The 22,643-nt window shown below is 41.7% G+C and carries 22 protein-coding genes; 14 read left to right on the top strand and 8 right to left on the bottom strand.

From position 1 onward, the window contains the following. Positions 1–740: 740 nt before the first annotated feature. Positions 741–980: a hypothetical protein gene (locus BV372_RS05795; RefSeq protein ID WP_086684519.1), complete on the bottom strand. Its 240-nt coding sequence runs from the start codon at positions 978–980 to the stop codon at positions 741–743. A 1,192-nt stretch (positions 981–2,172) separates the two neighbouring features. On the opposite strand from BV372_RS05795, the gene BV372_RS05790 reads away from it, so the two are divergent. The 6 genes from BV372_RS05790 to BV372_RS05765 all read left to right on the top strand — a co-directional run bounded on the left by BV372_RS05790 (position 2,173) and on the right by BV372_RS05765 (position 6,963). Further along, the gene (locus BV372_RS05790; protein WP_086684516.1) at positions 2,173–2,442 is read left to right on the top strand and encodes a hypothetical protein; all 270 of its coding nucleotides are present in this window, start codon (positions 2,173–2,175) and stop codon (positions 2,440–2,442) included. Between the two features lie 632 nt (positions 2,443–3,074). Then, the gene (locus BV372_RS05785) at positions 3,075–3,791 is read left to right on the top strand and encodes a Crp/Fnr family transcriptional regulator (RefSeq protein WP_086684514.1); all 717 of its coding nucleotides are present in this window, start codon (positions 3,075–3,077) and stop codon (positions 3,789–3,791) included. A 240-nt stretch (positions 3,792–4,031) separates the two neighbouring features. After that, the gene (gene galK, locus BV372_RS05780; protein WP_086684511.1) at positions 4,032–5,105 is read left to right on the top strand and encodes a galactokinase; all 1,074 of its coding nucleotides are present in this window, start codon (positions 4,032–4,034) and stop codon (positions 5,103–5,105) included. Beyond that, the gene (locus tag BV372_RS05775; protein ID WP_086684508.1) at positions 5,102–5,491 is read left to right on the top strand and encodes a signal peptidase I; all 390 of its coding nucleotides are present in this window, start codon (positions 5,102–5,104) and stop codon (positions 5,489–5,491) included. The genes galK and BV372_RS05775 overlap by 4 nt, the downstream gene beginning before the upstream one ends. Before the next feature lie 78 nt (positions 5,492–5,569). Further along, positions 5,570–6,142, top strand: coding sequence for a transposase (locus BV372_RS05770; RefSeq protein ID WP_086684505.1), 573 nt, complete (start codon positions 5,570–5,572; stop codon positions 6,140–6,142). 152 nt (positions 6,143–6,294) lie between these two features. Beyond that, a complete protein-coding gene (locus tag BV372_RS05765; protein WP_143844987.1) occupies positions 6,295–6,963 on the top strand; it encodes a hypothetical protein in 669 nt (222 codons plus the stop codon). A gap of 23 nt (positions 6,964–6,986) precedes the next feature. On the opposite strand, the gene xseB is transcribed toward BV372_RS05765, so the two are convergent. Both xseB and xseA read right to left on the bottom strand, forming a co-directional pair. Continuing rightward, positions 6,987–7,220 carry an exodeoxyribonuclease VII small subunit gene (gene xseB, locus BV372_RS05760; protein WP_086684499.1) on the bottom strand — a complete coding sequence of 78 codons (234 nt, stop codon included), beginning with the start codon at positions 7,218–7,220 and terminating at the stop codon, positions 6,987–6,989. Between the two features lie 18 nt (positions 7,221–7,238). Beyond that, a complete protein-coding gene (gene xseA / locus BV372_RS05755; RefSeq protein WP_086684496.1) occupies positions 7,239–8,471 on the bottom strand; it encodes an exodeoxyribonuclease VII large subunit in 1,233 nt (410 codons plus the stop codon). Positions 8,472–8,592: 121 nt separating this feature from the next. On the opposite strand from xseA, the gene BV372_RS05750 reads away from it, so the two are divergent. From BV372_RS05750 to murF, 3 genes are all read left to right on the top strand, one after another. Next, the gene (locus BV372_RS05750) at positions 8,593–8,814 is read left to right on the top strand and encodes a hypothetical protein (protein WP_086684493.1); all 222 of its coding nucleotides are present in this window, start codon (positions 8,593–8,595) and stop codon (positions 8,812–8,814) included. After that, positions 8,801–9,229, top strand: coding sequence for a hypothetical protein (locus BV372_RS05745; RefSeq protein ID WP_086684490.1), 429 nt, complete (start codon positions 8,801–8,803; stop codon positions 9,227–9,229). Before BV372_RS05750 ends, BV372_RS05745 begins: the two co-directional genes overlap by 14 nt. A gap of 70 nt (positions 9,230–9,299) precedes the next feature. Continuing rightward, the gene (murF, locus tag BV372_RS05740) at positions 9,300–10,655 is read left to right on the top strand and encodes a UDP-N-acetylmuramoyl-tripeptide--D-alanyl-D-alanine ligase (protein WP_086684487.1); all 1,356 of its coding nucleotides are present in this window, start codon (positions 9,300–9,302) and stop codon (positions 10,653–10,655) included. A gap of 315 nt (positions 10,656–10,970) precedes the next feature. Here the strand turns inward: murF and BV372_RS05735 are convergent, their stop codons facing one another. Beyond that, a complete protein-coding gene (locus tag BV372_RS05735) occupies positions 10,971–11,348 on the bottom strand; it encodes a hypothetical protein (RefSeq protein WP_086684484.1) in 378 nt (125 codons plus the stop codon). Between the two features lie 482 nt (positions 11,349–11,830). Here BV372_RS05735 and BV372_RS05725 point away from each other — a divergent pair, with 482 nt between their 5' ends. Further along, positions 11,831–13,735 (top strand): chloride channel protein, encoded by a 1,905-nt coding sequence (locus BV372_RS05725; RefSeq protein WP_086684479.1) that lies wholly within the window; start codon positions 11,831–11,833, stop codon positions 13,733–13,735. Positions 13,736–13,946: 211 nt separating this feature from the next. On the opposite strand, the gene BV372_RS05720 is transcribed toward BV372_RS05725, so the two are convergent. Continuing rightward, the gene (locus BV372_RS05720; protein ID WP_086684476.1) at positions 13,947–14,360 is read right to left on the bottom strand and encodes an AbrB family transcriptional regulator; all 414 of its coding nucleotides are present in this window, start codon (positions 14,358–14,360) and stop codon (positions 13,947–13,949) included. 393 nt (positions 14,361–14,753) lie between these two features. On the opposite strand from BV372_RS05720, the gene BV372_RS05715 reads away from it, so the two are divergent. The 4 genes from BV372_RS05715 (at position 14,754) to BV372_RS05700 (ending at position 19,773) form a co-directional block, all read left to right on the top strand. Next, on the top strand, positions 14,754–15,197 hold the full coding sequence (locus tag BV372_RS05715; protein WP_086684473.1) for an Rrf2 family transcriptional regulator: 444 nt from the start codon (positions 14,754–14,756) through the stop codon (positions 15,195–15,197). A gap of 32 nt (positions 15,198–15,229) precedes the next feature. Then, positions 15,230–16,198, top strand: a complete 969-nt coding sequence (gene cbiB, locus BV372_RS05710; RefSeq protein WP_086684470.1) for an adenosylcobinamide-phosphate synthase CbiB — start codon at positions 15,230–15,232, stop codon at positions 16,196–16,198. Between the two features lie 231 nt (positions 16,199–16,429). After that, positions 16,430–16,972: a bifunctional pyr operon transcriptional regulator/uracil phosphoribosyltransferase PyrR gene (gene pyrR / locus BV372_RS05705; protein ID WP_179197989.1), complete on the top strand. Its 543-nt coding sequence runs from the start codon at positions 16,430–16,432 to the stop codon at positions 16,970–16,972. A 107-nt stretch (positions 16,973–17,079) separates the two neighbouring features. Further along, positions 17,080–19,773 (top strand): tetratricopeptide repeat protein, encoded by a 2,694-nt coding sequence (locus tag BV372_RS05700; RefSeq protein WP_256973093.1) that lies wholly within the window; start codon positions 17,080–17,082, stop codon positions 19,771–19,773. On the opposite strand, the gene BV372_RS05695 is transcribed toward BV372_RS05700, so the two are convergent. The 3 genes from BV372_RS05695 to BV372_RS05685 form a co-directional block, all read right to left on the bottom strand. Beyond that, positions 19,759–20,130 carry a hypothetical protein gene (locus tag BV372_RS05695; protein ID WP_086684465.1) on the bottom strand — a complete coding sequence of 124 codons (372 nt, stop codon included), beginning with the start codon at positions 20,128–20,130 and terminating at the stop codon, positions 19,759–19,761. The genes BV372_RS05700 and BV372_RS05695 overlap by 15 nt on opposite strands. Before the next feature lie 153 nt (positions 20,131–20,283). After that, positions 20,284–21,435, bottom strand: a complete 1,152-nt coding sequence (locus BV372_RS05690; protein WP_086684525.1) for a glycosyltransferase family 4 protein — start codon at positions 21,433–21,435, stop codon at positions 20,284–20,286. Next, a complete protein-coding gene (locus BV372_RS05685) occupies positions 21,428–22,453 on the bottom strand; it encodes a GDP-mannose 4,6-dehydratase (RefSeq protein ID WP_086684462.1) in 1,026 nt (341 codons plus the stop codon). The genes BV372_RS05690 and BV372_RS05685 overlap by 8 nt, the downstream gene beginning before the upstream one ends. Positions 22,454–22,643 lie beyond the last annotated feature (190 nt).

The following is a 22,643-nucleotide window of genomic DNA, read 5'->3' as shown; positions in this document are numbered from 1 at the left end:
TTTATTTATTGGAAGGCGCTAAAGCGCAACTACAAACATTTTTTATTGCAACATTTTAGTCTTGTCACGCCAGTAGGGTGCGTTAAGCGTTGCTATAACGCACCCAGAAAGATGGTGCGTTACGGCTAATAATCACTCTCTCAAACTCCCAAATCCTTGCATAGCCGTAACACACCCTACTTAATATTTACTTTATAAATGGTCTCTAAAAGAGAATTTTTGAACAAATCGCCGAGTAAGAGGCAGAGTATATTATTAGTTTAAGAAACAACTAAGCTAATATTTTTAAATACATAAAATACTTATAGAACTAATATTTAAATTTTCAAATCTACTTATGATGGACATTTCCCATCCAGGTTTTAGTAGGCTATATTCCTATTTTTTAAAAGCAATAAATACAAAAACTCTAGCTAAGCCAATAGACCCCACTGATTAGTCCAGGCTATCAGGAGGCCACTGTAAGCACTATAATTATCCCCTGCTTTGAGGAATGGAATTTCGCATTAGTTGTCATTCCAGCTAATTCAGCATAGCTTGTTGCTGAGTTACGTCAGGGTAGATTCGATATCATCAGATTTCCAGAATCTTTTTAAGGAGATTCACAAAAATATTTACAGTCATTGCGAGCATAAAGCCTTTTGGTCTATCCGTGGGCGACGCTGCGCGAATAAGAGACTGCGCCAACGGTACAGCTTCGCTTAGCGCAATGACATTGGTAATTAACTCTATTCGATTAATTAACGAGACTCTGTGCCTTGATTAGGAAGACCAGGTGTCGTTACAGTACCACCAGCCGCTTCAGGATCAGAACCCTCGCGAACCTCAGTACCTGATTCTTGACCAGTCATACGATATCTCTCATCGAGAGGAGTATCACCCTCTTCTGTAGTTGGTACAGTCGTTTGGGTTCCAGGGTTATCTTGAGGGTCGTATTTACCTTCATCTTGCCGATTGTCGGGAGGAGTTTGTGATGTCATACATTTGTACCTTTTAAACAGGTTATTCTCTAATATTACTTTTCAGTGTCTTATATGTTTTCTATCCTTAGATATGGAGATATGGCTAGGTCTATAACTAATTTGGGAGAAATCTTTGAACATAAACAATCGCACTTGGTAAGCCAAACTACAATCAGACTTAACATGGTTAGTAGGCTTTTTGCTGTACAACAGTCTTTATACTTGGGTTTGAGACTTGGGATTTGTATTTCACCAACTTAAAATCCGCTGTATTTGCTATAGATTCTTAATCAGGGATACCATTCTCGTATTTGCTATTTAACTTACCGTTCCAGACAAGCGTCTAACCGACACCACAGTGGTTGCAAGATATCTGCTCATCTTGCAACCACGCTATGATTTGAGTAAATAAAAAATTTAAAATTGACGAAGATTAAATTCTCACCAATAAAAAGCCCAACGCAATGGTTGGGCGTTAATGTTACGCTGCATGAACTTAACAATATATGTACTAAATAAATGTGAGTAAGTTGTGAGTATTCATATTATTGAATGTAACAATATATTGTATGAAAGACTACAAATAAATTTGATTTAAACTTATAACTTTATCTATCTTTAGCTTGAGTATTTATCACTTCAATAAAATATAAGATGATTGAAACCTGCTAAAAAACTGGTTTAATCTAATAGCACCTAAGAATCAGACATTAGCTCCTAATAACCAAGGGGTGCAACTAATTGCACCCCTTTTTATTAACTGTTATTTTTAAGGTGAATGTTTAATATAAAATTCTCTCAAGTTTGGCTGAGCTATCAATGTAAAATAATTCTAAAAAAAACACAATATTTCAGAAATAAAATAGATGAATTGGCTAGTAAAATCTGTACGCTTTCGCACATACAAAGCTCCAAAAAATAAAGATTATTTTCTTAAATTTAAATTTCTGACTCTAGATGTAAAAACCCAAAGTTAACCTTAAAACCTCTGGCATAGGCAACCTTGAAACTCTTGATAGAGACTACTAAGGTGGCTAATAGTTATAACATTAGCTATGACACTGGTTCACTAGTAAAACTTGTAAATATAAAAGCCATTTTCTTCTAGTTGATTAAAATAAATTACGGTCTTATCTGTAATAGAAAATGGTTTTCTTAGATTAGTGAAATGGTGTTCTGGGGCTGTATTACGCAAAGGATTGTTAAGGCAATGACTGCAAGTATTTTGGGCAAACCTAAGTTTTGTGAAGGTCAGATAGTAGAGTTTGTAGGTGGAGAAGGCATCATCAAAAACTATCGATTTGAGCCAAGTAGCTGGCTTTATTTAGTGGAGATGCCTATAGCAACAGATCCCGAAATGGATAGGGTTGGCTATGAAACTATGATCTGGTTAGCGGAGGGAGATATATTTCCACTGGGCAATAATTTTTCTCATAAAGTGCTGAGTCGGGAACAAAAAAACTTTGCCAGAGCTTGTTAAAAAACTATTTAAAATGCAGCCACGAATACCGTTTTACTGGCATATTGATACAAGTAGACAGACTACGCCATACTTGATGAAATAGAAGTACTCAGTAGGTTTATTATATAGACCTTGCTTAAACTCTAGGTAAACAGTCCTATATAGGCAATAACAAGAAAGTATTTCTCAGTAGGTGGCGCAGCTTAAAGTCAGTTTTCTCCAGAATGGAAGGTGATTGAAACACAAATTTTAAAAGTTTGTTTGTACCAGTCTAATCTCCATTAAATAAGTCCCCGCAGTTAATAAGCTCTACCAAAATATTTATTGCTTGTTAACGCTTTATGTTAGCAAACTAACATATAGTATAAATATATGTTGGTTAGTTAACATAGCAATTTTATAAAAAAAGCGGCGGAGCGGCGGTTTACCGCCGCTCCGCCGTCATTTGTTAGAGGCAAAAACATCTGTTAACTGACAATTAATGCGAAAGTAATGATTAATAACATTGGTGAGTTCGGATAAAATCACGCTGCATTCTGTCACATTTGCTGAACAGAAGCGATCGCTTGCCGCCTGGTAAACCTGAGAATGACGGAATCATATTTTAGGCAAGTTTTTTAAACAGCCGTGACTACAGTCAGGTGAATTTTATGTTAATTAATAAAACTCCTACTATCATGAGAGAGAATCGGCTACTTGCGTCTCTTCCTGCCTATGAATATGAGCGTCTTCTCCCCCATTTAAAGTTCGTTTCGCTTTCGTCAGGACAGGTTCTTTATCACGCAGAAGAACCAATAACACAGGTTTATTTCCCTAAGAATTCAGTAGTTTCTATAGTTATTACTACGGAAAATGGGTCGACAGTAGAAGTAGGTTTGGTGGGTAATGAAGGCATGGTGGGTATTCCTGTAATTTTGGGAGGTAAGACAACGACTACAAGCGGTGTTGTACAAATTCCAGGCGATGCCATGCAGATAAATGCAGATATTCTAAAAATCGAGTTTGAACGGGGTGGACCTCTTCAGAAGCTACTGCTACGCTACGTACAAGCTATGTACGCTCAAGTGTCACAAGCAGCTGTGTGTAATCGTCTGCATACGCTGGAAGCGCGGCTCGCTCGTTGGCTGCTAACAGCGTCTGACCGTATACAATCAGACAAGTTACCCCTGACTCAGGAATATATTTCTCATATGCTGGGTGTACGTCGCTCTGGTGTGACGGTGGCTGCTGGTACTCTCAGCGAGCAGGGAATAATCAGTTATCATCGCGGTCTGATTACCATTCTCAATAGAGAAGGTTTAGAAGCCATATCCTGTGAGTGTTATCGGCTCATCAAAGATGAATTGGCTCGATTGCTGGGCAATTAGCCGCCGTACAATGCTGAATTAATCTTTTTCAGTTTTTATGGGCAAAATGCTGAGGTAATTTAAATTTACAATTTAGGCAGATATATTACTTCTATTTGATTTGCAAACTTACTCATAAAGGTAGGGGATAAGCCATTTTTCACAAATCAAACCGGATGTTTATATACATTTATCTATTTCCAAAATTCCACCCATCGATAGAGATTTAATCTTTGCTGATTCTGCTATTACAAAACAATTATGAACTTCCAAAAAATATTTGATAACCCACCCGAAACTGAAGCCAGTGCGCCTGGAAGGGTAAACCTACTAGGCGAACATACAGATTACAATGATGGCTTCGTTCTGCCAACAGCTATTCCGCAAAAAACAACGGTACAGTTAGGTTTTAGTAGTGATGGACAACATCACTTTTACTCAGAAAATCTAGATGAGCAAGTCAGCGTTTTAGACATCAACCATACACCATCTGGATTTGCGAGTTATATTTTCGGCTGTATTCAGGTTTTACAACAACAAGCATATACAATCCCATCACTGAATGTTTATGTTAAATCGTTAGTGCCGATGGGTTCAGGTTTGTCTAGTAGCGCGGCTTTAGAAGTTAGTACTCTGAGAGCAGTACGCCAACTTCTCAACCTTCCAATTAATGATGTAGAAATTGCTCAATTGGCACAGCAAGCGGAGATTCATTACGCTGGTGTGCAATGCGGCATCATGGATCAGATGGCTTCTAGCTTGGCTGATACTGAGCATATCCTATTTTTAGATACGCGTACTCTAGAACGGCGGGTGCTACCTTTGCCCAGTGGAGCAGAAATTTTAGTGATCGATAGTGGTGTACCTCGCACTCTAGCAAGTAGTGGATATAACCAAAGGCGAGCAGAGTGTGAAGAGGCGGCGCGATCGCTTGGGGTAAAAGCGCTACGAGATATTACTGATGCTAGCGATGTAGAAGAGTTACCCGAACCCTTACGTCGTCGTGCCCGTCATGTAGTTACAGAAAATAACCGTGTCTTAGAGGTGTTGCAGGGTGTATCATCTGGGCGTTTTGGCGAGTTGATGAACGCATCTCACGCTAGCTTGCGGGATGATTACGAAGTTTCTGTTCCAGCACTGGACACATTAGTAGAGATTTTGCAAAAAACACCAGGGGTTTTTGGTGCAAGGCTCACTGGTGCTGGTTTTGGAGGTGCTTGCGTAGCCTTAGTTGCAGCAGGCGAAGCCGGAGCGATCGCAAATCACGCCCTACAAGCGTACAATCAAGCAGGTTACACCGGACAAATTTTGGTTCCGGAGACTTGCGACAAATGACAAATGACAAAGTTATTTTCGGAAACGCCGAACAAGAGGGTGCTAATCGCTGGGGATGGTTCCTGGGGCACTTTATCACCCCTGTCGAAGATCCGCGTTCTACAGAAGCACTAGAAGTTAAATGGGGTGTTCACAAAGCTGGTGATAGTAGAACTCAGTGGGCAGTCAATAATCAAGCTGCGACTCTTTCCATTCTCATTAACGGACAATTTCGCTTGCAATTTGAAGATAGAGAGATTTTATTATCGCGTGCAGGTGATTATGTTCTCTGGTGTGCAGGTGTGCTGCATACCTGGGTAGCTGAATCTGATTGCACTATTTTAACTATTAGATGGCCTTCAAAGCCAGGTGATAGCGTCGGGATTTCTAATACTCGCTTCCTTTAGATCCCCGTTTCTTGAAGAAGTCAGGGATCTAAACTCCGAAAAAGGGAATACTAAAGGCAATCTCTCATATTTTTGCCTATGCCACAAAGACGAATTCCCCTGCAAACTGGGAAGTTTTATCATGTTTACAATAGAGGGAACAATCGCCAAAATATTTTCTTTGACCGCGAGAACTATGTTTATTTTCTTCGATTATTAAGGGAACATCTCATCACTAATGCAGTAGATATTGTTGCTTACTGTTTAATGCCGAATCATTATCATTTCTTGGTGTACCTAAGAGATGAAACTCTGTCTACTGCTATGAAATCCCTTTCACTCTCTTACACAAAGGCAATCAATAAGCGTTTAAATCGTTCTGGGGTTTTATTTCAAGGACGGTTTCAAAGTATTCATATTTCGCAGCCTGGCTATCTTGTAAATCTTACGCGTTATATTCATCTCAATCCTGTGAAAGCAGGATTGGTACAGCAACCTGAAGAATGGGAATTTTCCAGCTATTTAGAATATGCAGAGTTACGAGCAGGAACACTGCCAAAAACAGAGTATATTAAGATGCAGATTGAGGAAGAATCAGCTTATCAGCAATTTTTGGCCGATCATAACCTTCCTGATAGTCCTGGCTTTAAAAGACTACTACTGGATGATTAGCCTGGAATAGATCCCCGACTTCTTAAAGAAGTCGGGGATCTGGAAGTTTGACTTTATAAATAAGTGATAAGTTAGTCTAAATTAAGTGTCTCTATTGTATTAAACTTAACTCATATTTTTAGGCAAGATTTTAAACTCCCCACTAAATATTAATGATGAATCATCAAACTTGGAAGCTAGACTGGGCTAAGAGATGCGTATTTGCCATCAGCCTAACATCTCTCACTACTTTATTAGCAATTAGCAGCCTTGCTGCGGACTTATCTACAAATCTCGTTGTTGAAGCACAGGCAAAACAACTTAGTCCTACTCGCGTAACATCCGAGGAAATTAGCCAACTTAAGCAAGCACTACCACGACAAAACATACTTTTTAAACACGCATTTCGCGTTAAATTACAAGATTTTGGTTACTGTATATTTGTGCCAGTTCAAGAATTTCTTAAGGGTTCCAAAAAAGCCAAACTTTCTTTGTATTTGGTGAAGAATAACCGAGTAGTCTATACTTTCCCCCAATCTCAAAATGTGCAAGCTTGGAATTTTTTAGGGATCAAAGCTGTATCTTTTCTAGAACTTGATTTTGATGGGCCTGATGAGGATGGTATTCTTCTGGTTGGTAACTACATGACTAGTAATTTCATTACATCTCGCAGTTACCCCTTAAATGCGCCCCCACCTTTCCCAGTCACAATACTTTACCATCGAGAAAAAAATGGATTTAAAGTTGATGAGAATATTAGTAAAAAACTGACAGAGCGTAAAGTCAAGACGATTACGGAGGCTGAAAATATTCTCAGAAAAGATTTCGGTTTTATCCCCTAACCTCGGCAAGCAGGGGCTAAATTTTAATCATCGCTCAAGGTTTCAATTAACAAATCTACCTGTTGCTGTCGCTGCTGCAAAAAATTTTCGCATTGACGCAAGTATTCCACAGCAGTTGTAAATTGGTCAAATACCTGTTCTAATTCCAACTCGCCTGTCTCAATGCTAGTGATAATTTTTTCGATTTCAGCAACCTTAGCCTCATAATTCCAAGCTGCTACTGCATCCGAATTAGACGCGCTATTACGTTTAATCATTAAACTCTCTGCGGTTTGTTAATCTTTGACTTCCTTAACTTTCACTTTAACTTCTCCCTGCCCCAACTGAATCAATAACTCATCTCCTACAGCTAACTCCGCAACAGAGCGAGCGATCGCACCATTTTCTTGTCTAACTACAGCATAACCACGCTGCAACACTGCTTTCGGGTCAAGAGTGACTAACTTTTGGTGTAACATTTCTAAATGTTGGCTTGCTTGCTGCGATCGCCTTTTGGTTGCTTGTACCAATTGCTGACGTTTCCAAGTTAGCCTTTGTACTTCTTGTTGCACTTGCTGATCTAAGCGTAAATTTCGTAACCGATTGTATAAAATCTTTACTTGCTTTTCGGCATTTCTCCTAGCTTCATATACTGCATCATATAAAGCATCTACTCGTTGCCGATGTTGGGTATATAACTCTGCGATCGCTGGTACAACCATTTCTGCCGCAGCGGTGGGAGTATGCACAGATACATCTGCTACTAAATCTGCTAAAGATTCATCTCTTTGATGACCAATACCAGTAATCACAGGTATGGAACAATTAGCGAGCGATCGCACGACTCGTTCATTATTAAAACAAGCTAATTCCTCAACTGCGCCGCCGCCTCTGGCTAAAATTATCACCTCGGCGCGACCATCTCGTTCTACTCGCTCAATAGCTTTAACTATCGATTCTGGTGCTTGCTCACCCTGCACTGTCGCAGGAGAAAATAAAACCTGTAACCCTGGATACCTTTGTTTGAGCGTTCTTTGGATATCACCCCAAGCCGCAGCAGTTGGGGAAGTGATTACGGCGATAATTTGGGGGTGAGAAGGAAGCGATCGCTTTCTTTGGGAATCGAATAATCCCTCAGACAATAAGCGGTTCTTTAACTGTTGATAGCGCAACGCCTGCAAACCAGCACCAGCAGGTAAAGCTTGCCAAACAGAAAGTTGATATTCTCCCCTTTGCGGATAAACCCTCAGACTACCCAAGATAATTAACTGCTCACCAGGAATAGGTAATTGTGCCAGTTTCGCCAGTTGGCTATTCCACGCCACACATTTAATTCCTGCTGTACCATCGGTATCTTGCAACGTGAAAAATAACCCACTGCGATGATGGTTAGCGCTGGAAACTTCTCCAGTCACCCAAACTTGTCGCAGTTGTTCATCTTGTTCCAACAGCAAGCGGATGTAGTCAGTTAACCCAGTTACCGAAAGCGCAGTATCGGGAATTAAAGAATTGGCAAAATCAAAAGTCATCAAATATGCAGCAACAAATCTATCCAAATCCTAGCAAATTCAGGCATTTGAAACTTCAGCTTTAAAAGCTAATTGCCATACGATCAAGTTAAACTGTGTTTACTAGTCGGAGCATCCAAAAATGGTTTCAGCAGAACTACTTAGCACACTGCAAAAACTCAACCGTGCGGACAAGCTCTACATTGTGCAGGTTTTAGTGTCCGAATTAGCCCAGCAAGAGGCTGAATTGCTCAAACCTGGACAATCTTATCCTGTTTGGTCTCCTTATGATGCTTTTGAAGCCGCAAATACAATGTTAGAAGTTTTGCAAGCGACCAAAACGCAAAATCATGACCAGCAGTGAGCAATTTCCTTTTGTTAATGCTGAAGCAACATTAGGGGAAGCAGGTTTTCGACCCTATATGCCTATCACACTCGTAAACCAACAATCTTTTGTGACAGCATCCGCATTACTAGATACTGGAGCAACAGTTAATGTCTTACCTTACCAATTAGGTATTGATCTGGGATATATTTGGGAGCGTCAGACAGCAACTTTGAATTTGACAGGGAATCTTGCTCAGTATGATGCTCGTGTTGTAGTTATTCAGGCAACGATTAGTCAGTTTGAGCCTGTACAACTTGTATTTGCTTGGACGAAGGCTGTGCAAGTTCCTCTGATTTTGGGGCAAGTTAATTTTTTTATGGAGTTTGATGTTTGTTTTTATCGCTCACAGCTATATTTTGTCGTGAGTCCTAAGAATAAGCCATCGGAATAATAAAGATTTAAATTTTATGCTTTTGCCACTAGAATTTCAATAATTTATTCTTGGGAACAATTCTACTCTTATGCCTTGTTCTGCCACCTTAAATCAACTGGTTGAAATTCTTTTAGCCCAGCCTGTCAATTTATCAGCAACCGCTTTAGCACAACTAGGTAGCGGTATCCAAACAGACACTCGTATCCTCAAGCCAGGTGAAGTGTTTGTGGCTTTGCGAGGTGAAAATTTTGATGGACATGAGTTTGTAGCAACAGCGATCGCTAAAGGTGCATTAGCCGCAATTGTTGATTTTGCCTACGAAAATCCTGGTTTTCCTGTATTACAAGTAAAAAATACGCTCTTAGCCTATCAGAAAATTGCCCGTTGGTGGCGCGATCGCTTTGATATTCCAGTGATTGGGGTAACTGGTTCTGTGGGTAAAACTACAACGAAGGAAATAATTGCCGCAGTTTTGGCAACTCATGGGCGAGTTCACAAAACCTATGGCAATTACAATAACGAAATTGGTGTCCCGAAAACCCTCTTAGAACTAAGTTCAGAACATGATTACGCTGTGATTGAAATGGCAATGCGGGGTAAGGGACAGATTGCCGAACTTACGCATATAGCTAATCCAACAATCGGAGTAATTACCAATGTCGGGACGGCACATATTGAGTTACTCGGTTCCGAAACCGCGATCGCTCAAGCAAAATGTGAGTTATTAGCCGAAATGCCAAAGGATAGCGTGGCAATTCTCAACTACGATAATCCTTTGTTAATTTCCACAGCAACTCAAGTTTGGCAAGGACTAACGATCACTTACGGCTTGTCTGGCGGCGATATCGTAGGGCAGCTAATTGATAATGAAAAGATGACAGTGGCGGGAATCCAGCTACCTTTACCCTTAGTCGGTCGTCACAACGCCACGAATTTTTTGGCAGCTTTGGCAGTAGCTAAGGTAGTAGGAATTGATTGGGCATCTTTGCAAGCCGGTGTAAATGTCGATATGCCCAAAGGGCGATCGCAGCGCTTTGCCTTGCCTAATGATGTAGTCATTTTAGATGAGACTTACAATGCCGCACCGGAAGCTATGTTAGCAGCATTGCAGTTATTGGCAGACACACCAGGAAAACGCAAGATTGCAGTGTTAGGTGCGATGAAAGAATTAGGAGAGCGATCGCCACAGTTGCACCAAAGAGTTGGAGAAACGGTGCAAAAGTTGAAATTAGATGGGTTGTTAGTGTTGGTAGATGGACAAGATGCCGAAGCGATCGCCAAAAGCGCTGAAGGTATCCCATCCGAGTGCTTTACCACCCATGCAGAATTAGTGGCGAGATTAAAGACATTTGTCCAAGAAGGCGATCGTTTATTGTTCAAAGCTGCCCATTCCGTAGGGTTGGATCGAGTTGTCAATCAGTTGCGTGCGGAATTTGTTAGCTGAAATTGGTAGTCATCCAATAATGGGTAATAGGTAATAAAAAACTGCTAATGGCTAAAGATGTAATTAGTCATTAGCTTTTATACTGCACAAAGCGTATATTAAAACAATTGCATAAAATTATACTCAGAATCAGCAATCCTACAAGGTGACTATTGGACTATGAACCAAGAATCCCCTGAGTTCTATGCATAGGAAGTGTCTAAAAGTTATACCGTATACTTCCAAATTGGGTTAGTATACGGTGTGATTAATATTATACTTAATTAAGTACTAACTAAAAGTATTTAATAATATAAACTATTTCAATAAATACGCTTACTGATTTTTTTTATCTATTTTTTCTGCTTGAGGACTTATTTGTTGTTCAGAGCTTGTATTCTGCTGGGTCAGTGCAATCATACTCATAATCATTACACTTCCCATAGCCAGAGCTATCACAGGACGCTTCAGGAATACAAAATCTCGTATAATCCTAGCTAGAGGACTGCTTTGACGACGTAGTGCCGAAGAAACCATCACCTGTTTAAGAGTAAATGGATCGCGGACATAATGACCGCTTTGACAAACCACAAGTTTTTCTTGGCAATATGGACAACTAAACAAACCAATGCACGTCTTTAGTGGTTTTGGCGTAGCATTTTTTTGGCAAATTGGGCAAGTAACATAATGATTATCAAAGGTGTGTATATTCATTTACCTGATCCGCCTAGTCCCTTGATTCGCTCTATAAAGAATAGTTATAGTAAATACCCACTCAACACTTAGTAGACTCACCTGTGTGGTCTAGCTTCAGTTTTAATTACACATACAGTCTTCTGGTGGATAACCTTAGTTTAATGACCGCAACACGAGTATAGCTAGATTTAGCGCAGAATGACTCCCCGTTGCTGTTGGTCTTTGGTGCAACCACCAAGCCTACATATACTATATTGTCTCAAAAACGTCGGAGTTCATACTGACTTGCACTTTACCACTGCTTGTTGACCACTAACTATAATAATTCTCTCCCATTTAACCATTCTCTCCATGAAAATTTTGCACAGTGGAATTTTTTTTAACTAAAACTTTGTAAATTCTGCCAATCAAGCATACTTGTCTGGTTGCTAAATAATGGCTCACAATGAGAAGTAACAGATAAAAATTTAAATTTTTTCTTACATTTACCTCGCCTCTCAATGACTCTCTTGCCTCCCACGGAACTGAGGAAGGTGACGGAACCACCTGCTTTTCCTTCTCTTTCCACTCGTTTAGCCCGCTTAATTAACCGTTTTCAACCATCCTTAGAAACCGTTGTGCTGCTTTTAGCCATATTAATTGGCGGCGGTACAGGTATGGGTGTAGTTACCTTTCATTATTTGATCCAGCTGATTCACGACCTAATGCTGGAAGATTTGATGGGCATTATTGGTGCTTGGGGTGCATGGACTTTAGCCTGCGTTCCCATTCTTGGCGGCTTAATTGTCGGATTGATGCGCTGGCGCACGCAAGACTTTGGCCCTGGACTTTCATCTCTGATTGCGGCTTCTCAAGGAAAAGAAATTAAGCAACCACTACGCCCAGTGACTAAGATGTTGGCAGCATCTGTGTCTTTGGGGAGTGGTGCTTCTTTGGGGCCAGAAGGGCCAAGTGTAGAAATTGGTGCCAATTTTGGCATGTTATTGTCTTTGGTGCTGCAAGTGTCTCAAGAGCAAAAGCGTTTGCTTTTGGGTGCTGGTGCGGCGGCGGGATTAGCAGCAGGCTTTAATGCTCCCATCGCTGGAGTGTTTTTTGCTCTAGAGGTGGTGATGGGAGCTACTTCGTTTGCTACCTCTGCCGTGAGTGTGGTGCTGTTAGCAGCAGTGGTAGCTGCGTTAATTGCGCAAATTGGTTTGGGAGCACAACCTGCTTTTGCTTTACCTGTTTATCAAGTTCGCAGCCCTTTAGAATTGCCAATTTATCTGGGCTTAGGCTTGGGGGCAAGTTTAGTTTCTCTGGCTTATAAAGAATCAATTCGGTTAGCCAAAGCTTGCTTTGCGGGACAGGTTCCCATGTTTGCATTTTTGGGCAGAATTCCCAGGCACATCCATCCAATTATTGGCGGTGTCATCGTTGGTGCTGTAGCTTTGTATTACCCGCAAATCTTGGGCATTGGTTATGGCACTGTACAAGCGATGCTTCAAGATGTGGAATTTTCCCTACCCTTGCTAGTTGTACTGCTGATAGCGAAACTGCTGATGACAGCAATTAGTACTGGTAGTGGTTTCGTAGGCGGTTTGTTTGCACCAGCAATGTTTTTGGGCGCTTCTTTTGGCTCAGCTTACGCGAAAATTGTGGGTTTAATTGCTCCGGCAATTGGCGCACAGATGGCTGCTCCTCCAGCTTATGCAATGGTAGGAATGGCAGCAGTTTTGGCTGCTAGTGTTAGAGCACCGTTAACCGCAATTTTAATGCTGTTTGAATTAACCCGTGACTACCGCATCGTTTTACCTTTAATGGCGGCGGTAGGTTTGAGTGTCTGGTTGATAGAGCGAATCAAGCCAAATTTTAACTCTAATTCTAATCTTCAACAGATTGGACTCTCGGAATTGAAAGATGAGAAGACAGAGATGTTGCAGGAAATTTTAGTAGAAGATGCAATGCTCAGTTGTCCGAAAAAATTGCCGACAACGCTTGGGGTATTAGAAGCAGCTAAGGAAATGCTCCGCGATCGCTGCCATAGTGCTTTAGTAATTAATGAAGCCGAGAAATTAGTAGGGATTATTTCTTTAGATGATATTAACCGCACACTTCGCATTGGGCAAAATTATCAGGATTTGCCAACCGAAATCCAGAGTAATTTATCCAGTCAAACTCTCCTAGATATCTGTACTACTGAAATTCTTTATGCTTGGAGGGATGAACCTTTATCTGAAGCATTAGACCGTATGGCGCTCCGAGGTTTGCATCAGTTACCAGTAGTAGCAAGAGACAACCATGAGCGCATTTTAGGTCTACTCGAAAAGGAGCAAATTGCATTAACGTGCAGTTTAGCGGTAACACATCAAGCGATTCACCAGTATTTATCAGCACGAGCCATAACAGATGTGGTCACTAATCATTAATCAATAGCCAATAGTCTATGGTCAATGATCATTATTTGGACTCTTGACTTTGGACTGTTGAACGCCAGTCGCACGCCACTTGCTTCAAGCCGGGAAACCCGTCCAACGCAGTGGCTCCTCAAGTCGGGAAGCCCTTTCGGCAGTTCCTTCCGGGGAAAACCCCCAAGACCGGACTGCCTTACCACGGCGCTGGCTCCTCTTGACTATATTATTAAGCAGTAGCTTCTATAGCCTCAGCATCTTCTCTATCTTCTGGATCTACCTGTCTGAGACGAATGTGCTTTTTACCTAAAGTGATGAGAAACTCATCTCCAGGTTTGAGATTCATCTGTTTTGTATAAGCCGAACCTATCAGCAAGTTGCCGTTCGATTGCACACTAATTCTATAGCTTGCACTCCGTCCACCACGCCCATTAGCACTAGGTGTGCTATCCAATTGAATGCCTTCAGCATCAATCAGGGCGTTTAAGAACTTCATCATATTGACGCGCTCTATACCATTTTTGGTAACGGTATAGTAACCGCACTTTTTGGCTTTGTCTTCTTTGCTCTCGTTCTCTAGCTCTTTGACTTTTTTGAGCAGTTCTTCACCGACTAGGGGTTCAATTTTTTTCTGTTTAGGCATCAACTTAGGTCGAAAACGAATGTTTGAAGTGTTTGAATCGATTTTATTTTAGCTGACATTGAGCTAGTAGGAACAGAATCCTTTAGTTTTTATTTCAGCCTTGCCAAGTATATTACATTCATCAGCAGAATTGTTACTTGATTTCTAATATTGTCAAGAGAATCTATTTTGTAGAATGCTGGCAATACTGATAACTATATATAGGTTATGAATTACTGCTAGACTATACTTGTTTAAGTTTTCTAAAGTAGCGCTAACAAGGTTGTCTACCTACCAATGAGGATAATTGGGGTACAGAATGATAAGCAAAACTGATCCTTAGTCAAGCTCCAATATCCAAAGTTCTTTGACCATTGACCATTGAATATTGACTCAACAACAAAGCTGCTGAGAATGAAACTAACAACGAGAGGACACTACAGTGTTAAGGCTTTGCTTGATTTAAGCTTACAGCCAGATTATGGTCCTGTATCTGTGAGAGCAATTGCCAAACGCCAAGATATCCCTGCTCCTTACTTAGAAAAATTATTAATAGAAATGCGTCGTGCTGGGTTAGTGAAATCAATTCGTGGCAGCGTTGGTGGATATCAATTGGCAAGAGAACCTGTAAAAATCTCTATAGGACAAATTTTAGAGTCAGTAGGAGAAACGATTACTTATTTGCCCCACCACACCCCAACATCAGCACAAGCTGAAGATTGGGTAACATTTACACTTTGGCAGAGACTTAACCAAAAGCTGAAAGAAGCTATATATAGTATTACCCTGGCCGATCTCTATTACGATGCTCGGAGTTGGCAGGCTTCACTAGGAGAAGAAGCTAATTTTGTTGTTTAGTCATTGGTCAATGGTAATCATACAAAGGACAAATGACATCAGCTGTTGTTTTAATCATTGCCGCACTTTTAGATTACTTAATTGGCGATCCCTGGGGTTGGCCTCATCCAGTACAAATTATGGGATGGGGAATTTCTCAGTTGACCAAACTGTCTCTGAAATACTGTCATAATTCTCTAATCCAAAGAATAGCTGGAATTGTTCTAGGCATCATCTTGGTAATTGGTAGTGGACTCGTTGGCTGGTTAATAATTGAAAGTGCTAGATGGCTGCATCCGCTATTTGCAATTGTCCTAGAAAGCATTCTCTTAGCTAGTTGTTTTGCTGGCAGAAGTTTGAGAACAGCAGCGGTTACTGTGTTAAAACCTTTAACAGCAGGAAACTTAACAGAGGCTCGCGATACTCTAAGCCATTACGTTGGTCGCGATACCAAAACCCTTTCCGAATCAGAAATCTTGCGAGCCATTTTAGAAACTGTAACGGAGAATGCCACCGATGGAGTGATGGCTCCTCTGTTTTATGCAATTGTGGGAGGATTTATTCCATTTGTAGGAGTTGTGCCGCTAGCTTTAGCATATAAAGCCAGTAGTACTCTAGATTCAATGGTGGGCTATCGGGAAGCACCCTATACTTATTTGGGGTGGTTTAGTGCAAGGTTAGAAGATTACCTAACATGGCTGCCTTGTCGGTTAACAGTAATGACGCTGGCATTGTTATCAGGTAAACCCCTTGATGTTTGGCGTATTTGTTGCCGAGATGCTGTTGCTGATCCAAGTCCTAATTCTGGCTGGAGTGAGTGCGCTTATGCTGCAATCTTGGGTGTGCAGATGGGTGGTACAAATTGGTATCGGGGCATAGCTAAACAAAAACCGCTGCTGGGAGATGACATTTATCCCATCACCCCTGTGAGCATTCAGTCTGCGTTGCAATTAACTAGATATTGTTTTTTACTTTGGCTAGGGGTAGCGATCGCTATATTCTTAATACTCCTAAACAGGTAATGATGAATATAAGGCATTGGGGAGCCAGTGCGTTCGGTCGCCAGACTTGTAGACGCGTTTGCAAAGCGTTGCCGCAGGGTAGCAACTGGTGTCATTGGGCATGGGGTATTAGTCAAGAGTCAAGACTCATTTGTCATCATCTTGAATTTTGAATTGTTTGTCCCCTCTGCTTCCTCATCTCCTCGCCGCCTCTAATGTCTGGTATCATACATTACTCAGGGGTATCGGTCTATGACTATGTCTGTCAAAGTGGTTGAAATTCTCTCATCGGAAGAACTTCGTCGTACTGTAACTCGTCTTGCTTCTCAGATTGTGGAGAGGACACGTGATTTATCTCAACTAGTTTTACTAGGTATTTATACTAGAGGCGCGTTGTTAGCCGAATTATTGGCACGTCAGATTGAGACATTGGAAGGTGTACCTGTAGCGGTGGGAGCATTGGATATTACATTTTACCGGGATGATCTAGATCAAATTGGGTTACGGACTCCAGCCAAAACTGATATCCCTTTTGACCTTACAGGGAAAACAGTTGTCCTCGTGGATGATGTCATTTTTAAAGGTAGGACTATTCGTGCTGCTTTGAATGCAGTCAACGAGTACGGTAGACCAGAGGTAATTCGTTTAGCTGTTTTGGTAGACAGAGGTCATCGTGAGTTGCCAATTCATCCTGATTTTATTGGTAAGCAGCTGCCCACCGCCAAAGAGGAGATTGTCAGAGTTTACTTACAAGATTGGGATGGAAAAGATGCAGTGGAGTTGATTGCAAATTAATCAAGCGTCAAGGGTCATTTGTCATTGGTCATTATTTGATTCTCCTTGTCCCTAGTCCCTAATAGACTACCCAGAACAAAGTGGAGAGATTTGACATTCTCGAGCCAATGCTCAACTTTTATGCAGACAACAAGGAATTTATTGACAACCTGCTCTCAGGCGGGTTGCCTACTATTTTACCTGCTGTTGTCAGTTTCTTCTGGTGGCTGATGTGGCGACAACGCCAACGGCGCATTCCCCCAGAAACTTTTGCGTTTGTGGTGATTAAGCCTCAAAGTCCAGATTTGATGCAGCGAATTCTAGGTGGGGATGACAAAGATCCCTTGGCAGACCGCAATATATCCTATCAAAGGCGGGTGGTGAATCGTAGCATCCGCCAAGAATTACAGCAACTGCTTGAAGAACGCCGCTGGGTGTTAATTGTCGGACGGAATGGACTCGGAAAAACACGGGAAGCCGCTGAAGTAGCTAAGCATCTCAACCAAACAGGCTGGACGGTGCTTTATCTCAAGCCGAATGAATGGCTGGATGTACCAGCACGTTTGCCAAGAATAATTGGTGGCGATCGCAAGTTACTGTTTTTCTTGGATGACCTCAATCAGAAAATGCACCGCAGCCATGAGGAAATCTCTCCGGAAGCGGAAAAAAGTCTAGCAGAAAGATTTACAGTTCCTTTACAACAAAGACTGCTAGATACATTAACTAGATACGAGTCATTCTGCGGTAAAGCAGAAATCCGCGTCATTGCTACAGCACGTAATGAAAAGCAACCAGACTTTCCGGGAGAAGCCAACGCCTGGGAAAAACTGCAATGGGAAAAATATCCCAAGTTGTGGCAGCAATTTCAAATTTATGAATTGCCACAACCAGAGGATCAGGCAATTGTTGAGGTGTTTGAAGCAACTGTCCCTAAAACAAAAATTCCTACTCAGCCAGAACAGTATTCTGAACTCGCAAGGCGCAATGATGCCACCTTTAGAAATGTGGTGGAAAATCTCCAACGTCTTCGCCACGATGGTTTGCCTTTAAATTCCAACACTTACCGGGAGAGTTTGGGAAAAACTTGGGAAAATCGCTACCAAGAGTCAGTACAGCGACACCCTGCTAGTCAGTATATTTACGATGCGGTAGACTTGCTGCGGCAATTCGATATTCCACTGGAACTTTTCATTGTAGAGGCGACAGCACAAATGTTGGCAGGTGGGAATTGTTGGCAGCAGCTGTGGTATCGTTGCCAAATTAACACTGCGCTTGACTTTCTCATTCATGCTGAACGTATTCTGACACCTCGAGATGGGCAAATAGAGGCTAGAGGTAAACACGTAGAAGCTAAAGAATATCTTTTGCCTTTTACCAAATTGATATTAAAACTGGCAAAGCGACACCCGAAACAAATGCAGCGCCTACTGCTAAATTTTGGTGTAGAGATGGCGCTAGCAAATTATTATCCAGAAGCTATTGCTTGCTGGGATAAAACAATAGAAATTCAACCCAATTATTACCCAGCTTGGGGCAATCGGGGTATTGTCCTGAGTAAATTAGCACGTTTTGCAGACGCGATCACATCCTATGACAAAGTCCTAGAAATTAAACCAGATGACTACTTAGCTTGGTATTACCGAGGTAATGTCCTCGATGAAGATGGGCAACACGAACAAGCGATCGCATCTTACGACAAAGCAGTGGCTTTAAAACCAGACTTACATCAAGCTTGGAATAACCGAGGAATTGCGCTGCGGAATTTAGGAAGACATGAAGAAGCGTTGTCATCTTATAATCAAGCGCTGGCAATTATTCCTAACTTACATCAAGGTTGGGTTAACCGGGGTAATACCTTGCGGAACTTAGGGCAATTTGCAGAGGCGGTGGATTCTTACAATCAAGCACTCGCTATTCAACCTCAAGACAATTACAGCTGGTACAGTCGCGGTAATTGCCTCAAGAACTTAGGTAAATTAGAAGCTGCGATCGCATCTTATGACAAAGCACTCGTTATTCAACCCGACGATGAAGTTTGGTATAACCGAGGACATGCTCTCGGTGATTTAGGAAGGTATGAGGATGCGGTAAAATCCTACGAACAGGCACTTACAATCAAACCTGATAAACACGAAGCTTGGTACAATCGCGGCAATACACTGTTGCATTTAGAAAGGTATGAGGATGCGGTAAAATCCTATGACCAAGCACTTACAATCAAATCCAACAAAGATGAAGCTTGGAATAATCGAGGTAATGCCCTGTTTAATTTAGGCAGATATGAAGAAGCGATCGCATCCTACGACCAAGCTTTATTAATTCAACCCGACAAAGATAAAGCTTGGAAAAATCGGGGCAATGCTCTGTTTAATTTAGGAAAATATGAAGACGCGATCAAATCTTATGACCAAGCTTTATTAATTAAACCAGACAAACACGAAGCTTGGTACAACCGGGGTAATGCTTTACGTAACTTAGGAAATTATAAAGATGCGATCGCATCCTACGACCAAGCTTTAGCAATTAAACCCGACAAACACGAAGCCTGGAATAACCGAGGATTAGCACTAACATGCTTACACCGATACCATGATGCGATCGCATCTTACGACCAAGCTTTAGCAATTAAACCCGACAAACACGAAGCCTGGTACAACAAGGCTTGCTGTTATGGGTTACTAGGAAATGCGGATTTAGCAATTGAGAACTTGCAACAAGTTATCAAACTTCATCCTAATGAATGTCGCCAGATCGCAAAAACTGACGCTGATTTCGACAAGATTAGAGACGACCAACGCTTTGTGACTCTAATCTTCCAATGATTTTGTTGGAACTTCAACAGCTGTGACATCAATTGTGCCAGCTGGGGTAAAGCGGCGAAAATGACGATTTTGAACTAACAACTGCTCCCCACAGTTAGGACATTGCAACTGGCTGTTATTTAAACCCGTAAATTCATATCGACATACAGGACACTGATCGACAACCAAGTTACGTTGCAACCACCAGCGGAACCCAAAGAACGCAACCACGGGTGCCAATAGCAACAATCCAAAAATAATCAGCAATGAATTAACTAACCAGCCCAAGCCTAAAGATGCCAGCAACCAAAAAACTGCTAACAACGTGAGCCAAGGGCGAAAATTTTCAAGATGCGAAGGAAAAGATTTAAGGCTCATTTTTTAAATGTCGTGTTGCTCTCTTTCTAGGATAGCGAGTTTAGGGAAGAGTCAATAAGGGGGATAAGGGGGACAAGGGAGATGAGGGAGTGTGGGGGGTGTGGGAGTTTCCTTCCCTATCTTCTTTGAATCCCTCTCTCCTAAATGCCCTCTTCAAAGTAACTCTTGCAGCCGTTTTTGAAAGGCATCCATGCCGAAAAGTGCGATCGCTTGCGATCGCAGCCAATGCCCATCACAACGTTGGTCAACTCCTGTAAGAATCTCTATACAAGCTGTCGCTACAGCATTAGCATCGCGGTGGGGAACTCGCCAGCCTAGGTTCCCATCTTGCAAGGGGTCAGCTGAACCATCATTGTCACCAGATAGTACTGGTATCCCACAAGCCATCGCTTCTAAATAGACAATGCCAAAGCCTTCTTGGGAAGGCATAATGTAGGCATCTGCAAGGCGGTAGTGAGCCATTAATTGTTCTGTGGCAACGAAACCAGCAAAAATCACGCGATCGCTCACTCCTAAATCTTTTGCGAGTTGAGCTAATCGTGGTTGATCGTCGCCGCGACCAATAACTAAGTATTTTACTTCTGGGAAAGCCTGAATAATTTGTGGTAAAGCCCGAATTGTGACATCAACACCTTTGTAAATATCCCCTGACCATAGCCGTGCTACAGTCATCAAAACTCTGGCATTGGTTAAGCCGTACTTGGCTATTAGTTCTGGCTGCTTGGCCCCAGGCGTAAATTTATTACCATCAATGGCACAAGGCAGTATTTGTACTTGCTGAGGTTCGATAAAATTAGCCGCACAGGCGCGATCGCGACTGTAACGGCTAATCGTCCAAATCCCTGATGCCGATGTGAGTGCGTGACGTTCTCTAGCGTTAAGCGGTTCCCAAACTTCTTTACCGTAAGTTAAGACAGTGTAGGGAATCCCCAATGGCTGGCAAAGAGTTTGTATAAGGCTTGCTAAGTTGATGTGACCGCAAAAAACATGTTGGGGACGCTGTAGCAGCAAACACTTAAGCAGCGCCAACGTCATTTTAAATCGACCAATCTGGGGGGATTGAGTTTTAAAACCATAAAATTTTAAATTTTCCGATTCCCAGGGATTTGAAGAGTTTGGACTATCTCGCAATACAAATACTTCTGCTTTATAGTCTGCACTCAATTTTTGATAGGCGCGAAAAATATCTTTAACATAGGACTGAATACCACCTTCGTGTACAAAAATTTCTAAGAACACGAATACATGGTTGGTTGTGTGATTAAATTTATTAGCTAGACTGAGATTTTCGCCCACTTTACTGATTAGCGTTGTTGTGTTGTATAGATACGCGCTGAGAGTTTGTGGCGGGAGCGATCGCACCGCTTTGCAACCGTTCCAAATCTGCTTGAACCATTTTTTCTAAAATTTCCTCAAAGCTGACTTGGGTTTCCCAGCCAAGATTGGTTTTGGCTTTGCTTGGGTTGGCAACCAGTTGAAAATGTTCATCTGGTCGAAGCAAATTGGTATTAATCACTACATAGCGCTGCCAATCCAGCTCCACACACTCAAAGGCTGTGGATACTAAATCACGAACACTGTGTAGTTTACCCGTGCCAATTACGTATTCTTCTGGCTCATCTATTTGTAACATAAGCCACATGGCTTCAACATAATCTCCGGCAAATCCCCAATCGCGTTTAGCATCTAAATTACCCATTTCTAAGGTGTCGGCTAGACCCAATTTAATTGAGGCGGCTGCTAAAGAAACTTTGCGCGTAACAAACTGAGGCGATCGCAGAGGAGATTCATGGTTATACAAAATTCCACTACAGGCAAAGAGACCATAGCGCTGGCGATGATGCACCATTGTCCAGTGGGCATGTAACTTTGCTGCTGCATAGGGATTTTTGGGGCGGAAAGGAGTGTTTTCATCTTGAGGAGAACAAAAGACATCACCAAACATTTCTGAACTGCTGGCTTGATAAAACCGCGTAGATAAACCAACCTGTCGGATTGCTTCCAAAATTCTAGTAGCAGTACCAGTTATCAGATCTAAAGTTCCTAAGGGGTCATTCCAGGAATCAGGTACAAAACTTGGAGCCGCCAAATTGTAAATTTCTTGAGGACGTAGTTGTTCAACCGCAGTTAACAGCGCCACACTATCTCTCAAATCTACTGTATAGATTTCTACAAGATTTGCTAGAGGTCCAAGTTTTGCCAAATTCGGTTCTCGATGTGGAGGTACTAATCCGACAACTCGATAACCATGATTAAGCAGCAAATGACTGAGATAGTAACCATCTTGACCAGTAATTCCCGTAATCAGAGCTGTCTTAGTCATAATTTGCCCCCTTTTTCCGCTATCACTGCTAGACTAAATAACGCTTGTTGGAGAGCAAAAAATTTCTAGGAGTAATCAAGCATCTAATGGGCAGTATTTTTAACTGCTCAAAAGTATAAGACTTGGTTGCAATCAGCCCTAGTGTATATAGACCAGCGGATAGGCAATAAGCGGAAAATACCCAATTTCC

The sequence above is a fragment of the Nostoc sp. T09 genome, from assembly GCF_002154695.1.
In the GTDB taxonomy this organism is placed as follows: domain Bacteria; phylum Cyanobacteriota; class Cyanobacteriia; order Cyanobacteriales; family Nostocaceae; genus Aulosira.
Note: the sequence above shows the minus strand (reverse complement) of the source record. Positions and strands in the feature narration are given on the sequence as shown.

Coding starts and splice junctions, on each gene's coding strand:
- BV372_RS05795 (WP_086684519.1), bottom strand. CDS start 980: ATGACATCACAAACTCCTCCCGACAATCGGCAAGATGAAGGTAAATAC.
- BV372_RS05790 (WP_086684516.1), top strand. CDS start 2,173: ATGACTGCAAGTATTTTGGGCAAACCTAAGTTTTGTGAAGGTCAGATA.
- BV372_RS05785 (WP_086684514.1), top strand. CDS start 3,075: ATGTTAATTAATAAAACTCCTACTATCATGAGAGAGAATCGGCTACTT.
- galK (WP_086684511.1), top strand. CDS start 4,032: ATGAACTTCCAAAAAATATTTGATAACCCACCCGAAACTGAAGCCAGT.
- BV372_RS05775 (WP_086684508.1), top strand. CDS start 5,102: ATGACAAATGACAAAGTTATTTTCGGAAACGCCGAACAAGAGGGTGCT.
- BV372_RS05770 (WP_086684505.1), top strand. CDS start 5,570: ATGCCACAAAGACGAATTCCCCTGCAAACTGGGAAGTTTTATCATGTT.
- BV372_RS05765 (WP_143844987.1), top strand. CDS start 6,295: ATGATGAATCATCAAACTTGGAAGCTAGACTGGGCTAAGAGATGCGTA.
- xseB (WP_086684499.1), bottom strand. CDS start 7,220: ATGATTAAACGTAATAGCGCGTCTAATTCGGATGCAGTAGCAGCTTGG.
- xseA (WP_086684496.1), bottom strand. CDS start 8,471: ATGACTTTTGATTTTGCCAATTCTTTAATTCCCGATACTGCGCTTTCG.
- BV372_RS05750 (WP_086684493.1), top strand. CDS start 8,593: ATGGTTTCAGCAGAACTACTTAGCACACTGCAAAAACTCAACCGTGCG.
- BV372_RS05745 (WP_086684490.1), top strand. CDS start 8,801: ATGACCAGCAGTGAGCAATTTCCTTTTGTTAATGCTGAAGCAACATTA.
- murF (WP_086684487.1), top strand. CDS start 9,300: ATGCCTTGTTCTGCCACCTTAAATCAACTGGTTGAAATTCTTTTAGCC.
- BV372_RS05735 (WP_086684484.1), bottom strand. CDS start 11,348: ATGAATATACACACCTTTGATAATCATTATGTTACTTGCCCAATTTGC.
- BV372_RS05725 (WP_086684479.1), top strand. CDS start 11,831: ATGACTCTCTTGCCTCCCACGGAACTGAGGAAGGTGACGGAACCACCT.
- BV372_RS05720 (WP_086684476.1), bottom strand. CDS start 14,360: ATGCCTAAACAGAAAAAAATTGAACCCCTAGTCGGTGAAGAACTGCTC.
- BV372_RS05715 (WP_086684473.1), top strand. CDS start 14,754: ATGAAACTAACAACGAGAGGACACTACAGTGTTAAGGCTTTGCTTGAT.
- cbiB (WP_086684470.1), top strand. CDS start 15,230: ATGACATCAGCTGTTGTTTTAATCATTGCCGCACTTTTAGATTACTTA.
- pyrR (WP_179197989.1), top strand. CDS start 16,430: ATGACTATGTCTGTCAAAGTGGTTGAAATTCTCTCATCGGAAGAACTT.
- BV372_RS05700 (WP_256973093.1), top strand. CDS start 17,080: ATGCTCAACTTTTATGCAGACAACAAGGAATTTATTGACAACCTGCTC.
- BV372_RS05695 (WP_086684465.1), bottom strand. CDS start 20,130: ATGAGCCTTAAATCTTTTCCTTCGCATCTTGAAAATTTTCGCCCTTGG.
- BV372_RS05685 (WP_086684462.1), bottom strand. CDS start 22,453: ATGACTAAGACAGCTCTGATTACGGGAATTACTGGTCAAGATGGTTAC.